This window comes from Anaeromassilibacillus senegalensis (genome assembly GCF_001261775.1).
GTDB classification, from domain to species: Bacteria; Bacillota; Clostridia; order Oscillospirales; family Acutalibacteraceae; genus Anaeromassilibacillus; species Anaeromassilibacillus senegalensis.
Map to the genome: position 1 here is coordinate 1 of NZ_LN868538.1, position 14,301 is coordinate 14,301.

Sequence of the window (14,301 nt, forward strand, 5' to 3'; positions counted from 1 at the left end):
GTGCAGACTCAGTCTGCTGGTGGAGATAAACGGGATCGAACCGTTGACCTCCTGCTTGCAAAGCAGGCGCTCTCCCAGCTGAGCTATACCCCCAAGTATTTGGTTGTTCACTCAGGTGTTCTAACCTTCGTTTATTCCCTTTGTTGAAAACTCTCTTTGGCTTTACCTTGTCCTATTCTGTTCCGGGAGCAGGCCATTTCTGTCCCGCCCGTCCCAGCTTTCACTTCCCATCCCCATTACAGGGCGGGCCGTGCGTTAAGGCTCAGCCTTAAAGGGCCTTCAAAATTAAACAACGTTTAGAAAATCCGTTCCGTAATGCCTGACCTTGGATGTTAAACCAACATATTCCAGCTGGTTAAGTCTCCATAGAAAGGAGGTGATCCAGCCGCACCTTCCGATACGGCTACCTTGTTACGACTTCACCCCAGTCGCCAATCCTACCTTCGGCAGCGTCCTCCTTGCGGTTAGACTACTGACTTCGGGTATTACCGGCTCCCATGGTGTGACGGGCGGTGTGTACAAGGCCCGGGAACGTATTCACCGCGGCATGCTGATCCGCGATTACTAGCAATTCCAACTTCATGTAGGCGGGTTGCAGCCTACAATCCGAACTGAGACCGTTTTTAGAGTTTTGCTCCACTTCGCAGTATTGCTTCTCTCTGTTAACGACCATTGTAGTACGTGTGTAGCCCAGGTCATAAGGGGCATGATGATTTGACGTCGTCCCCACCTTCCTCCGTTTTGTCAACGGCAGTCCTATTAGAGTGCTCTTGCGTAGCAACTAATAGCAAGGGTTGCGCTCGTTGCGGGACTTAACCCAACATCTCACGACACGAGCTGACGACAACCATGCACCACCTGTCTCTACTTTCCCCGAAAGGCACCTAATGCATCTCTGCTTCGTTAGTAGGATGTCAAGACCTGGTAAGGTTCTTCGCGTTGCTTCGAATTAAACCACATACTCCACTGCTTGTGCGGGCCCCCGTCAATTCCTTTGAGTTTCAACCTTGCGGCCGTACTCCCCAGGTGGATTACTTATTGTGTTAACTCCGGCACGGATGGGGTCAGACCACCCACACCTAGTAATCATCGTTTACGGCATGGACTACCAGGGTATCTAATCCTGTTTGCTACCCATGCTTTCGTGCCTCAGCGTCAGTTAAGGCCCAGCAGGCCGCCTTCGCCACTGGTGTTCCTCCCGATCTCTACGCATTTCACCGCTACACCGGGAATTCCGCCTGCCTCTACCTCACTCAAGACCCACAGTTTCAATAGCAGTTCCGGGGTTAAGCCCCGGGATTTCACTACTGACTTGCAGATCCGCCTACGCACCCTTTACACCCAGTAAATCCGGACAACGCTTGCTCCCTACGTATTACCGCGGCTGCTGGCACGTAGTTAGCCGGAGCTTCCTCCTATGGTACCGTCATTATCTTCCCATAGGACAGAAGTTTACAATCCGAAGACCTTCTTCCTTCACGCGGCGTTGCTGCATCAGGGTTTCCCCCATTGTGCAATATCCCCCACTGCTGCCTCCCGTAGGAGTCTGGGCCGTGTCTCAGTCCCAATGTGGCCGTTCAACCTCTCAGTCCGGCTACCGATCGTCGCCTTGGTGAGCCTTTACCCCACCAACTAGCTAATCGGACGCGAGTCCATCTTTCAGCGGATTGCTCCTTTGATCACTGTACCATGCGGTACTATGACGTCATGCGGTATTAGCGTTCTTTTCAGAACGTTATCCCCCTCTGAAAGGCAGGTTACTCACGCGTTACTCACCCGTCCGCCACTAAGTTAGAAGAGCAAGCTCTTCTAACTCCGTTCGACTTGCATGTGTTAGGCACGCCGCCAGCGTTCGTCCTGAGCCAGGATCAAACTCTCTAAAATATTGTATTTAATCACTCCCGAAGAAGCGTTTAAATCATACTTCAGAGTCTTTTGAAAAGCTCTAAATACGATACACTAACGTGTATTTTATGTCGGTTTATGGTTCCGACAAACCTTCGTCCGAAAGTACTTCCCACTCTCTCAAGTGGGCTTTTCTCTCAAAGTCATTACGGGTTCTTCTTTTCTTTACGTTGTTTAATTTTCAAGGTCCTTTTGTCTTCCGTCTTGTTATACAGGAGATTGTCTTTTATGATATCACTTATCGTTCAATCTGTCAAGCACTTTTTCTCTGTCTCTCGACGGCTTCACTATAATATCACACGCAATCCACAATGTCAACGTTTTTTTGATATTTTTTTAATCCTATCTGTTTCCACCAATTATCTTGCGGTTTTCCTGTTAATTTGGTATACTTAGAAATAGTATGTATCTTTTTTACCTTCATTATACTGGAATGTTTGAAAATCCTCAATAGAATCGGGGGTATCCTATGCCTATTAAAATTCAGGCGGAGCTGCCTGCTATTAAAGTCCTTGAGGGAGAAAATATCTTTGTTATGACTCATGAGCGGGCAAATATGCAGGACATCCGTCCGCTTAAAATTGTAATTCTAAATCTGATGCCCATTAAACCTGTTACAGAAACGCACCTATTACGCGTCTTAAGCAATACGCCTTTACAGGTCGATGTAGAATTGATGCAAATGGCCTCGCATGTATCGAAAAATACGTCCTCTTCCCATTTAAATACCTTTTATAAAACTTTTGATGAGCTGAAGGACGACAAGTTTGACGGAATGATTATTACAGGTGCGCCGGTAGAAAACATGCCGTTTGAGGAAGTCGACTATTGGGAAGAGCTTTGCCACATCATGGACTGGAGCCGCAGGAACGTTTACTCTACGCTACATATATGTTGGGGCGCGCAGGCAGGATTGTATTACCATTTTGGAATTCCCAAATATCAGCTGCCGCAAAAATTAAGCGGAATCTATTTGCATCGGGTGCTGGATCCACATCATCCTTTAGTCCGTGGCTTTGACGACAGCTTTTATGTGCCGCACTCCCGCAACACGGAGATTCGCCGGGAAGACATTGAACCGCACGAAGAGCTTGTCATTCTCTCCACCTCCAGCGCTGCTGGGGTACACCTCGTTGCGAAAAAAGATGGGCGTCAGTTCTTTGTAACCGGGCACAGCGAATATGACCGGGACACATTGGCAAATGAGTATTTCCGCGATGTACGCAAAGGCTTGAAGCCTCATATCCCGGAAAACTATTTTCCGAATGACGACCCGGATTTACAGCCCCATTTTTCCTGGCGTGGACACGCACACCTTTTGTTTTCCAACTGGCTCAACTATTATGTATATCAGCAGACTCCATACGATTTAAAAGATTTGACAGAAGTATAAAAAGAAGCAGGAGAAGATCAATGTCTTCTCCTGCTTCTTTTTATACATTAGAATAACCGCCGGATTTTTCACCTATGAATGTAACAAAAGAATCCGTTTCTGCCGGATCAACCGGTTCAACGCGGCTATTTATACCAGTTTTCTTCGCAGCTCCTGTAAAATAACTTTCTCCCTGCGGGAAACCTGCACTTGCGTCATACCCAGAGCTTGTGCCGTCTCTGTTTGGGTTCGCCTTTTAAAATACCGGAAGTAAATTATGTTCTGATCTTTAGGGGGCAGCTCTTTGACAACCTGTTTCAGAGACAGAATCTCTGCAATTTTCTCGTCCTCTCCCTCTACACTGACATCGATCTGCCCGCCGCCTTCTTCTTCCGATGCCGTCAAGGAAAGAGGCATCTGTGCAGCACCAAGGGCCTGCGCGGCTTCCGATGGCTCCACGCCCAAGAGTTCTGCCAGTTCTCCGACCGTTGGGGACCGCCCCTCCTTTTCTGCAAATTCGGCAGCTTTCCTGGAAGCGCGCACGGAAAGCTCCTTCAGCGACCGTCCTACCTTGACCGCTCCTCCATCTCGAAACAAACGGCGCATCTCTCCCAATATAACCGGTACCGCATAGGTGGAAAACCGCAGGCCGCGGCTTTCGTCAAAATGATCCACTGCTTTGACCAGTCCCAGACATCCCGCCTGATACAGATCGTCGTACTCGATGCCACGCCCTTTAAAGCGCTTCGCACACGCATGCACCAGGCCAAGATTCTCCTGGACGCTCCGATCCCTATCCATTTTTCATCACACGGCGCGCAAGATTCTTTTGCATCGTGACCGTCGTTCCCTTGCCCGGCTTGGAGGTGACCCGGAGCTTGTCCATAAAACTTTCCATAACAGCAAAGCCCAGTCCGGCGCGCTCCTCCCCTTCCGCGGTTGTATACAGGGGTTGCATCGCCTGCTCCACATCTTCAATGCCGCAGCCCTTGTCGCGTATCCGGATTTGCAGCGTACCCTTTTCATCGTATTTCGCATTTATGTAAATCATTCCTATCGCGTTACGATATGCATGCACGATACAGTTGGTGACCGCCTCCGAGACCGCTGTTTTGATGTCGCTTAACTCGTCGATGGTCGGATCCAGTTGTGCGGCAAATGCTGATACAACCGCGCGGCCAAAGGATTCATTTGCCGAATTGCTTGGAAAAGACACGCTCATTTCATTCTTCACTTTCATCACTTTTCACATCCTTTACGATAGTACAAAGTTCCCGAAGACCGGAAAGGGAGATCAACTTTTCCAGCTTTGGCGGAAGGTTTGCAATGCTCACCGCGCCGCCCCACAGCTGCACCAGCTTATATCTTCCCATAATCAATCCAACCCCGGAGCTGTCCATAAACTGCACATTGGAAAAATCCATGGTCAGCATCTGGGGCTTGGTCCGCATTGCCGTCTCATCAATTTCTTCCCGCAGTTCCCGTGCGGAATGGTGGTCGATTTCTCCACTGAGCATTGCCGTAAGAAAGCCATCCTTTAATATCAGCCTGACGCCCATTTGACTGCCTCCTATGTATAAAATTCCCGATCATGATTGATAGAATAGGGTTCCCAAAAGAGTCCGGATTATACCCGATCTTTTAAAAAGAACGAAAAGAAACCCTTACCTATAAAGATAAGGGTTTTCATATGCAATTTCACTCGAAATCTGCGGACAAGCTGATTTTTATTCCATCTTTTTTAAAAGGTCTACCGCGGCAGCGCGAACATCTCCCGCCAGATAGAGGGAACCGCAGATCACCAGCGCATCGTTATCCTGCAGGGAAGCGAATGCCTGCTGCAGTGCTTCCTGTACACTGTGCGCCGCCCGTGCCTCAACGCCGCGGACCTGCCACAACCCTGCCAGCTCATCCGCTGGCATTGCACGCGGATTGTCCGGCGCCAGCGTTATAATCAGATCGAACAGGCCATCCAGGTTTTCCGCCGCCGTATATACATCTTTATCGGCAAGCATTCCCATCAGGGCGACGATCCTGCGCCCGCCAAGATACATGCGGATCGCGTTTGCCAGCGTCCGGGTTCCATCCGGATTGTGCGCCCCATCCAAAAGCACCAGCGGCTGCTCGCTCAAAAGCTCCAGCCGGGCGGGAAACCGGACCGAAGCAAAGCCCTGTTTAATCGCCTCATCCGGTATGCGGTAGCCTCGCCTGATCAGTACGGAGAGCGCTGCCAAAGCCGTCGCTGCATTTTTAATTTGGTGGTCCCCCACCAGCGGCAGATGCAGTTCCAAGTCCCGATACCGCAATTTTGTACCATGCAGGTCGCCGGATACTCTGGTCAAGATAGAGCTATCCGCTTCAATAAACTGGTTGTGCTGATTTGCCGCTGTCCGCTGGATAACTTTCAGTGCACCGGGCGTCTGCTCCGGATAAGTGACTGTAATTCCATACGGCTTAATGATTCCTGCTTTTTCCACAGCAATTTGCTCCACCGTATCTCCCAGAATTGCGGTATGATCAAGGGAGATTGACGTGATAACCGAAACAAGCGGCGTACCGATCACATTGGTGGCGTCCAGCCGGCCTCCAAGCCCTACCTCCAGCACCACCAGCTCGCATTCCCGCTTTGCGTACCACTGCAAAGCAAGCGCGGTGATAAACTCAAATTCGGTAATGACTTCTCCGTGCCGGTCCATCTCCTGCACAACCGGATACGTTTCTTCCACCAGCTCCGCCAGCTCACCATGTGGTATCATCTGCGCCCCAATCCGGATGCGTTCGCAGAAATCGCTGACGTATGGGGAGGTAAAAAGTCCGGTGCGGTAACCCGCTTGCTCCAACACCGACGCAATCAAGGAGCAGGTGGAGCCTTTGCCGTTTGTCCCTGCCACATGAATAAATTTTAGCCGATCCTGCGGATTTCCCAGCAAATGCAGCAGTTTTTGCATCCGCTCCAAGCCCGGCTTCATTCCAAAGCGGAGCAGAGAATTGATCGTTTCGATCGCCTGTTCATAGGTCATTTTTGTCACCTGCATTCTAAATCTCATTGTTTTCCATTCGCAAAAGGGACTGTTACACAACTAACAGCGTACAAAAAATCGGCTGAATTTGAGGATTCCCCCGCCAAAGGCGGGGGAATCCCTCTTATCCTGCCAATATACTGTTTAAAACGTGTATTGCGAAATATCCACTATTTTTATCCAACCTGGGTTCAGGACAGGGCTTCAATGCTGGATTGAATCAGCTTGATACGCTCCTGCAATTTGGCGGCATTCTGACGTACGCCATCCACTACATTTTCCGGGGCCTTGGACATAAATTTTTCATTATTCAGCTTTTGCTGTGTCGTCGCATACTGTTTTTCCGCAGACTCCAGCTCTTTCGTCAAACGCGCAAGCTCCGCTTTTTTATCTACCAGCTCATCCATGGGAATATACGTCTTCGCGTCGCTGGTAACAATGGTCACCGCGCCATCGATCGTATAGGAAGGCCCAACCTCCACACCGTTGGCAAAGGCAAGGCGTTCGATCATTGCCGCGCCGTTTTGGAAAGTCTGTTCTTTTGCCGTCTCAATATACAAATGCGTTTTGCGGGACGGAGGCACATTCATTTCGGAACGGCGGTTGCGCACAGAGCGAATCACGCTCATAATGCTTTCCATATCATTGGCCGCATCTGCAAAGCAGTGCGTCTCCTCAAACTCCGGCCACTGAGAAACCATGATGGCCTCGCCTTCATGCGGCAGCGTCTGCCAGATCTCCTCTGTGATATACGGCATAAACGGATGCAGCAATTTCAATGTACCTGTCATGACCCAGACCAGCACCTGGCGCGCCGCCTGCGCGGTCGCTTCATCGCTGGACTGTAAACGAATCTTTGCAATCTCAATATACCAGTCGCACAACTCGTCCCACAGGAAGTCATACAGCTTCTGCACGGCAATACCGAGCTCAAAATGCTCCAGATTGTCGGTGACCGATTTGACCACCTGGTTAAACTCGTGAACAATCCACTTGTCTTCCAAAGCAAGTTCCGCCGGCAGTTCATTCTTTACATTGTGGCCGTCGATGTTCATCAGGATAAAGCGGGAGGCGTTCCAAATCTTGTTGGCAAAGTTGCGGCTGGCCTCCACCTTCTCCTGGGAGAAACGCAGATCATTTCCGGGGCTGTTGCCTGTAACCAGCGTAAAGCGCAGTGCATCCGCACCATACTGCGCGATCACCTCCAACGGATCGATGCCGTTGCCGAGGGACTTGCTCATTTTACGCCCCTGCGCGTCGCGGATCAGGCCATGAATGAAGACCGTGTTAAACGGCGGCTCTCCCATATGCTCCATTCCGGAGAAAATCATACGGGCTACCCAGAAGAAAATAATATCGTATCCAGTAACCAATGTATTGGTCGGGTAGAAATATTTCAAGTCCTCCGTCTGCTCCGGCCACCCAAGCGTAGAGAACGGCCACAGAGCGGATGAGAACCAGGTATCCAGTGTATCTTCGTCCTGGCGAAGGTTGGAGGAGCCGCATTTCGTACAGGTGTGCGGCGCATCCTTTGCGACGATTGTCTCGCCGCATTCCTCACAGTACCACGCCGGTATACGGTGTCCCCACCAAAGCTGGCGGGAAATACACCAGTCCTTAATGTTTTCCATCCAGTTATAATAGATTTTTTCCATGCGCTCCGGAATAAACTTGACGCGTCCGTCACGCACGCATTCAATGGCCGGCTTTGCAAGCGGGTCCATTTTTACAAACCACTGCTTGGAAATACGGGGCTCCACCACCGTATGGCAGCGATAGCAAGAACCGACGTTGTGCTTGATCGGCTCGACACGCACCAGGAAGCCCTGCTCCTCCAGATCCTTTACGATCTGCTTGCGCGCATCCAGGCCGGAGAGCCCAGCGTATTTGCCGCCATTTTCGTTGATGCTGCCATCGTCGTTCATCACGTTAATGATTTCCAATTGATGGCGCAGGCCCACCTCAAAATCATTCGGGTCGTGCGCGGGTGTAATCTTTACGACGCCGGTTCCAAAATCCTGTTCCACGTAGGTATCCGCCACCACGGGAATTTCACGGTTCACCAGCGGCAGAATCAGCGTCTTGCCGATCAGCGCCTTGTAGCGTTCATCGTCCGGATGAACCGCCACGGCGGTATCGCCCAGCATGGTTTCCGGGCGTGTGGTCGCCAGCTCCACATAGCCGCTGCCGTCTTTGAGCGGATAGCGCAGATGCCAGAAGTTGCCGTCGCGCTCCGCAAACTCCACTTCCGCGTCGGAGATGGACGTCTTACAGTGCGGGCACCAATTGATGATGCGTTCTCCACGGTAGATCAATCCCTTTTCATACAGGCGGACAAATACCTCGCGCACCGCTTCGTTGCAGCCCTCATCCATGGTGAACCGCTCGCGCTCCCAGTCGCAGGAACTGCCCAGTTTTTTAAGCTGCTCCACAATGCGGCCGCCATATTTTTCTTTCCAGGCCCATGCGCGCTCCAGGAATTTTTCACGGCCCAGGTCGTCTTTGCTGATTCCTTCCTGCCGCATCGCCTCAACAATTTTCGCTTCCGTCGCAATGGATGCATGATCCGTACCGGGCAGCCACAGCGCGGAATACCCCTGCATTCTTCTCCAGCGGATCAGAATATCCTGCAATGTTTCGTCCATGGCGTGGCCCATATGAAGCTGTCCCGTGATGTTGGGAGGCGGAATCACTATGGTATATGGTTTTTTATCCGGATCCACTTCCGCATGGAAATACCCGCCGTTCAACCAAAAATCATAGATACGGTCTTCCACTTCCTGCGGGTCGTAGGTCTTTGCCAGTTCCCTGCTCATCGATTTTCCCCCTAAATAAGCAAATCGTCATGACGCATATTGCAATATACGGCACGACGTTTTCGACCATTTTCATTTTAAAACAACTTTTTATAGTATGCCATTTCAAGCCTTTTTTGTCAATGGGTTTCAACTAACTGGCAGCGCGACCGCCGCACCTGCCAGCGCGCTGCTGTCGATGACCGCCGCGATGCAGATACACAGAAGATCGTTCGCTGTGTTTTCAACGTCAATCGCAAAGGATTCGCCGCAGGCTTCCCAGCAGCGTCCGTGCGACATGACGATGGCATCATTTGCGTCTACAATGTCAAAGGAACGCATGGAAACGTCGCCGCGCAAACGCCAGTCAACCCCTCTCAACCGGTACGGCGTTTTACTGGACGCCAGATTCTGCAATATACGGGCACACTCTTTTACCCCTATCACAATGGTATAACGGGAAATACCCGCCAATCCCATATGCGTGATTCTGGCAACCTCACGGTTTTCCTCGTCACACAGACGAACCTTTCCCCCAAGAATCTGCATATCCCCTGCCAGGCGGTAAACCGGATCACAACAGGCGTTATAAACGGTAAAGAGGTCTTTCCCTGCTCCTGTCTCCTGTTTCATGTACCATTTCATAAAATCCGCCTCCTTTTTGCTCCGTGCAGCCGCTCTTTTATAGAATAGTATTGTACCATTTTTGTTTCTTTATATCAACGGGTAGCGCACCGCTTACGTTCAAAAAACAGCGCAAAAATAGGGCTTCCGCTCCAAGCCGAAAGCCCTGCCTTTATTTTATAATATTTTAAGCGCTCACCAACCCCTTGGCCGGCAGGTTCGGAATGCTCTCTGTGGAGAATGCAATATTGGTCGCATGGTCTGCGATTCGCTCCAGATTCATCAGCATATCGTTATAGACCGCGCCGGACTGCGGCGTACAGGTCCCGTTGTTCAAACGCTGAATATGATTGTCTTTTAAACGGTCCGTTTCCGAGTCGATCGTTTCTTCAATACGGTTCACCTGGAATGCCAGCTCCGTGTTTCTTCCGCCGTTTAAAAACAGGCGGACCGAATCGTCAAAAATAGTGATGACCAGCTGCTGCATATGCTCCAGCTCCTGAGTCGCTGTTTCACTCAGATTCGCCTTCCCATTGATCACAATCTGCGCCATCTCACCGATATTTGTGCTGTGATCCCCCACGCGTTCAAAGTCGCTGACCACATGGAACAGCGCACCGATGACCTGGCGATCCGGATCCTGCAAATCAAGCCCGTTAATCTGCACCAGATACTCCGTAATCTTTTGATTCAAGAAATTCAGTACAACTTCGTTTTCCTCGATTTCTTTCAGCTTCGCTTCGTCCTTCTGGAACAGTGCGTCCATGCTGTTGAGGAAGTTGGTACGCGCCAGGCGTGCCATACGCTCCACCTCTTTGATCACCTGCGCAACCGCGATCGGGGGCGTATTCAGGATACGCTGATCCAGATACTCCAGATGCAGCGCCTCCTGCTGGCGGTCTTCGCCCGGGATAACCTTGCAGGCCAGATCAACCAGGTATTTGCTCAGCGGCAGAAGAATGGCGGTCGTCACCACGTTGAAGAAAATATGTATAATGGAAATCTGCATCAGGATGTTTCCCGGCGCCATCATCTTTACCAAATCAACAAACGGCGTCCACATGGTCAACAGGGTAAACATCGTTGCACCGATCACATTAAATAGCAGATGAACCGTCGCTGTGCGCTTCGCGGTTTTTGTCGCGCCCGCGCAGGCCAGGATGGCCGTCACGCAGGTGCCGATATTCTGCCCGTAAATTACATAAACCGCGGAATTCAGCGTAATCGCCCCGGAAGCCGCCAACGCCTGCAAAACGCCAAGCGACGCGGAAGAACTCTGGATTAAAGCCGTAAACGCCAAGCCCACCAGCAGTCCCAGCAGCGGATTCTGCAACTGGATAAACAGATTGCGGAAGAATTCGGATTCGCTCAACGGCTCCATCGCCGTACTCATCACGGTCATGCCGAAAAACAGGATGCCAAAGCCGCAGATAATCTGGCCAATATGCTTGTGATTGGTCTTTTTACAGAACATCATCATGATGACACCCAGGAAAATGGCAATCGGCGCCAAGCTGTTCAGCTTAATTGCAATCATCAGGCCGGTAACCGTAGTACCGATATTGGCGCCCATAATCACGCCCACTGCCTGCGCCAGATTCATCAGCCCCGCGTTTACAAAGCCAACCACCATCACCGTGGTGGCGGAAGAGCTTTGAATGACCGCCGTAACCGCCAAACCGATCAGCGCACCCATGTACTTATTGGTTGTAAGCCTCTCAATCATACTTTTCAGCCGGGAACCCGCCGTGAGTTCCAGGCCTTCGCCCATCAGCTTCATGCCATACAAAAAGAGCCCCAAACCACATAAAAGCATCATGATATTTTCAATTGTCATCTGAGCCATCCTACCAATCATTCTTATTTAGTTGCTAAGTTTTCATTAGATTCAGGTTCATAGAATGTTAAAGATTCTTTAAAAATGATAATACATTCTTGGTCTATTTTTATGTCGAGCTGGAAATATCGAGTCCCATCGACAAAAAATTTAGCCAATACATAGTGACTCATTTTTTCTGTGTAATGGAGCTGCTTTCTTTTTCCTGTATCACATCTGTTCTTTCTGTGTTACAATTAGGAAAATGTTACAGAAAGGAAGGCTTCTTTACTTATGCTTCCATCTAAAAAACCCGGGTTATCCGGCAGGTGGTATGTGCTGCTACTTTTGATACCTGCCGCTGCTTTGATGCTGTTAGCGGTTCAATTTCCCGCTTTTGCCGAATGGTACGCTGTATATCCCTACCGCATTCTCTCTTATTGGGGAAATGCGCTCTCTTCTCTCGTTCCATTTTCCATCGCAGAAGCGCTTGTCGTTCTTCTGATTCCCGCTATTTTGATTTATCTGATCGCCGCATTTATAAAAACCAAACGGGCAACCCAAAAGCGTAAAGCGGCTCTGACTTATTTTGTCATACAGCCGCTCTGCGCCGTTTCCCTGCTATTCTTTTTATTTACCATTACCTGTGGTATCAATTATCACCGCTATACCTTTGCGGAAACCTCCGGTTTATCCATTCAACCCGCTGACGTAGAAGAATTGGAAGCACTCTGCGAAAGGCTGGCTGCTGATGTCAACACTCTCCGCGGCCAGGTAAAAACCGACGATACCGGGGTCATGAAGTTGAATGCGCCCGGCATTTACAGTGTCAGCCAGCGCGCGCAGTCGGCCATGAATGCCGCCGGGCGGGAGTATCCACTCCTTAGCGGCAATTTCGGCGGACCAAAGCCTGTCTTTTTCTCACGGGTGATGTCCGCTTGCGATACCACCGGTATCTTTATTCCTTTTACCATGGAGGCCAACGTCAATGTGGATATCTCTCCTTACGCCATACCGGCAACCATGTGTCATGAGCTGGCGCATCTAAACGGCTTTATGCGCGAGGATGAGGCAAACTTCATCGCAACGCTGGCCTGCGCTGCCAGTGAAGATCCGGATTTCCAGTATTCCGGGAAAATGCTCTCCTATCGTTACGTGTCTAACGCACTTTACGGAGAAGACCCGCAGGCCGCTCAGGAAATCGCGTCGACACTGAATGAAGGCGTCCGACTGGACCTACAGGCCAACTCCGCCTATTGGAAGCAGTTTGAAGGCCCTCTTTCGGAAACGGCAACCCAGGTCAATAACGCTTATTTAAAAGCCAATCGCCAGGAGGACGGCGTTAAAAGCTACGGACGTATTGTCGACCTGCTCCTTGCGGAGTACCGGTCCGGCAAAATGAAATAGCGGCTGCAATGTACACGTATTTCACAAAATTTCAGCAGGATCAAAGCGCTCCCCTCCCCCGCCAAAGGCGGGGGAGGGGAGCGTCAATTCAACCGATTTTCATGCGTTCTGCCAATGATGCAAAGCCTGATGTTCAGTTTTCTGGAATGCGAAAGACCACCGGTTTCGTTTCCGGTTTTAAGACGTCGAACCGATACCCGGATTTCTGGAGCGCTTCAATAATCTTTGGTATTTGATTGAGCGTCGCTTTCTTGGCGTCCGTATTATGGCACAGAATCACCGGCCGGGAAAAGCGTTTGCTGTCATTGACCGCATGGCTGTAAATCTGGCTCTCCGTATTGTTCCGGGTTGCATCTCCTGAATCGACATTCCAGTCAAAATAGACATACCCTCGGCGGTCCATTTCCGCTATAATTGTTTTCGCAGTCTGCTGATTATAGGAATTGACACTGCCTCCCGCAAACCGGTACAGGGCCGTATCCACACCGGTCGTATCTTTGATCAGCGCATGTATCTTTGCAAAATCCTCCAGATACGCGTCAACAGAGGCATAAATTTTTTTGTAATCATGCGTATAGGTATGAACCGCAATGGTGTGCCCACGTTTGACGATTTCCTTCATTGCATTGAGGCTTTCTTCATCCGTCTTTCCAACCACAAAGAACGTTGCTTTGACCTGGTATCGATCCAGTACATCCAACAGCGGGATCGTCAAGCTGGACGGACCGTCATCAAAGGTCAGGTACGCCACCCGATCTTTGGGATCCATCTTCTCCTGTTCCACCTTCGTTGCATACAGCGAAGGGTATGGATCATTGGGAAGAACATCATGCTGTTGTGCGGGCGGAGCCTCCGGTTCCTGCGGTTTTTCCTCCGGCGTTACAGAAGGATTGATTTCTGAAAGGATGGGAAGAACCGGCAGGTTTTGCATCGGGGCGGCCGCGGCATACAGCATGTTTTGAATAGACTGAGAAACTCCCACCACCTCTGTATGCTCAATAGACTTGCTCAATCCCAGGCAAGTTCCGGAAAACACTGCGAACAGGATCAAAACAGCAAACGCCGTCGCTGTCGTATGCAGTTTTCTTTTGTTTTTTCTGACATATTTCGCCCTTTTCATATGCGTCTCTCCCACAAGATATCGTTGTTTCTTTCTGATTCGACTACATTATAGCAAGTTATCCTATGAAAGGACAGTTAAAGTTTTGTAATGCTGAACGGGCAAACCGTCACCATTTTGTGATAACTTTTTACGCGTCAGCTGCGTCCGATCTCTCTTTACAGCATTTGTACACCCCATAGAGCGGCCCTGAAAAGGCAGATCATGATTTATGCCTCCTGTAAAACAGCAAAAAACTGGCG

10 protein-coding genes, 1 tRNA gene and 1 rRNA gene are annotated in these 14,301 nt (G+C 50.2%); 2 read left to right on the forward strand and 10 right to left on the reverse strand.

Going from position 1 to position 14,301, the window contains the following annotated elements; genetic code table 11:
• Positions 1-17: 17 nt before the first annotated feature.
• Positions 18-93: transfer RNA gene (locus BN2106_RS10265), tRNA-Ala, on the reverse strand.
• A gap of 276 nt (positions 94-369) precedes the next feature.
• Positions 370-1,884: ribosomal RNA gene (locus tag BN2106_RS10270) — 16S ribosomal RNA — on the reverse strand.
• A 490-nt stretch (positions 1,885-2,374) separates the two neighbouring features.
• Here BN2106_RS10270 and metA point away from each other — a divergent pair.
• A complete protein-coding gene (gene metA, locus BN2106_RS10275) occupies positions 2,375-3,298 on the forward strand; it encodes a homoserine O-acetyltransferase MetA (protein WP_050698510.1) in 924 nt (307 codons plus the stop codon).
• 129 nt (positions 3,299-3,427) lie between these two features.
• On the opposite strand, the gene BN2106_RS10280 is transcribed toward metA, so the two are convergent.
• The 7 genes from BN2106_RS10280 to BN2106_RS10310 form a co-directional block, all read right to left on the reverse strand.
• Positions 3,428-4,078 carry a sigma-70 family RNA polymerase sigma factor gene (locus BN2106_RS10280; RefSeq protein WP_050698511.1) on the reverse strand — a complete coding sequence of 217 codons (651 nt, stop codon included), beginning with the start codon at positions 4,076-4,078 and terminating at the stop codon, positions 3,428-3,430.
• Complete coding sequence (gene spoIIAB, locus BN2106_RS10285) at positions 4,071-4,517, reverse strand: anti-sigma F factor (protein WP_050698512.1); 447 nt, start codon at positions 4,515-4,517, stop codon at positions 4,071-4,073. The genes BN2106_RS10280 and spoIIAB overlap by 8 nt, the downstream gene beginning before the upstream one ends.
• A complete protein-coding gene (locus BN2106_RS10290) occupies positions 4,501-4,836 on the reverse strand; it encodes an anti-sigma factor antagonist (protein WP_050698513.1) in 336 nt (111 codons plus the stop codon). Before BN2106_RS10290 ends, spoIIAB begins: the two co-directional genes overlap by 17 nt.
• A 168-nt stretch (positions 4,837-5,004) precedes the next feature.
• Positions 5,005-6,312 carry a bifunctional folylpolyglutamate synthase/dihydrofolate synthase gene (locus BN2106_RS10295; protein ID WP_242846308.1) on the reverse strand — a complete coding sequence of 436 codons (1,308 nt, stop codon included), beginning with the start codon at positions 6,310-6,312 and terminating at the stop codon, positions 5,005-5,007.
• Positions 6,313-6,488: 176 nt separating this feature from the next.
• Positions 6,489-9,113, reverse strand: a complete 2,625-nt coding sequence (locus tag BN2106_RS10300) for a valine--tRNA ligase (RefSeq protein ID WP_050698514.1) — start codon at positions 9,111-9,113, stop codon at positions 6,489-6,491.
• Between the two features lie 129 nt (positions 9,114-9,242).
• On the reverse strand, positions 9,243-9,737 hold the full coding sequence (locus BN2106_RS10305) for an LURP-one-related family protein (RefSeq protein WP_050698515.1): 495 nt from the start codon (positions 9,735-9,737) through the stop codon (positions 9,243-9,245).
• Between the two features lie 166 nt (positions 9,738-9,903).
• Complete coding sequence (locus BN2106_RS10310; RefSeq protein WP_082236463.1) at positions 9,904-11,553, reverse strand: Na/Pi cotransporter family protein; 1,650 nt, start codon at positions 11,551-11,553, stop codon at positions 9,904-9,906.
• 315 nt (positions 11,554-11,868) lie between these two features.
• On the opposite strand from BN2106_RS10310, the gene BN2106_RS10315 reads away from it, so the two are divergent.
• Positions 11,869-12,939: a DUF3810 domain-containing protein gene (locus BN2106_RS10315; RefSeq protein ID WP_242846309.1), complete on the forward strand. Its 1,071-nt coding sequence runs from the start codon at positions 11,869-11,871 to the stop codon at positions 12,937-12,939.
• A gap of 133 nt (positions 12,940-13,072) precedes the next feature.
• Here BN2106_RS10315 and BN2106_RS16790 read toward each other — a convergent pair whose 3' ends face one another.
• Positions 13,073-14,059, reverse strand: coding sequence for a polysaccharide deacetylase family protein (locus tag BN2106_RS16790; protein WP_242846310.1), 987 nt, complete (start codon positions 14,057-14,059; stop codon positions 13,073-13,075).
• Positions 14,060-14,301: the final 242 nt, after the last annotated feature.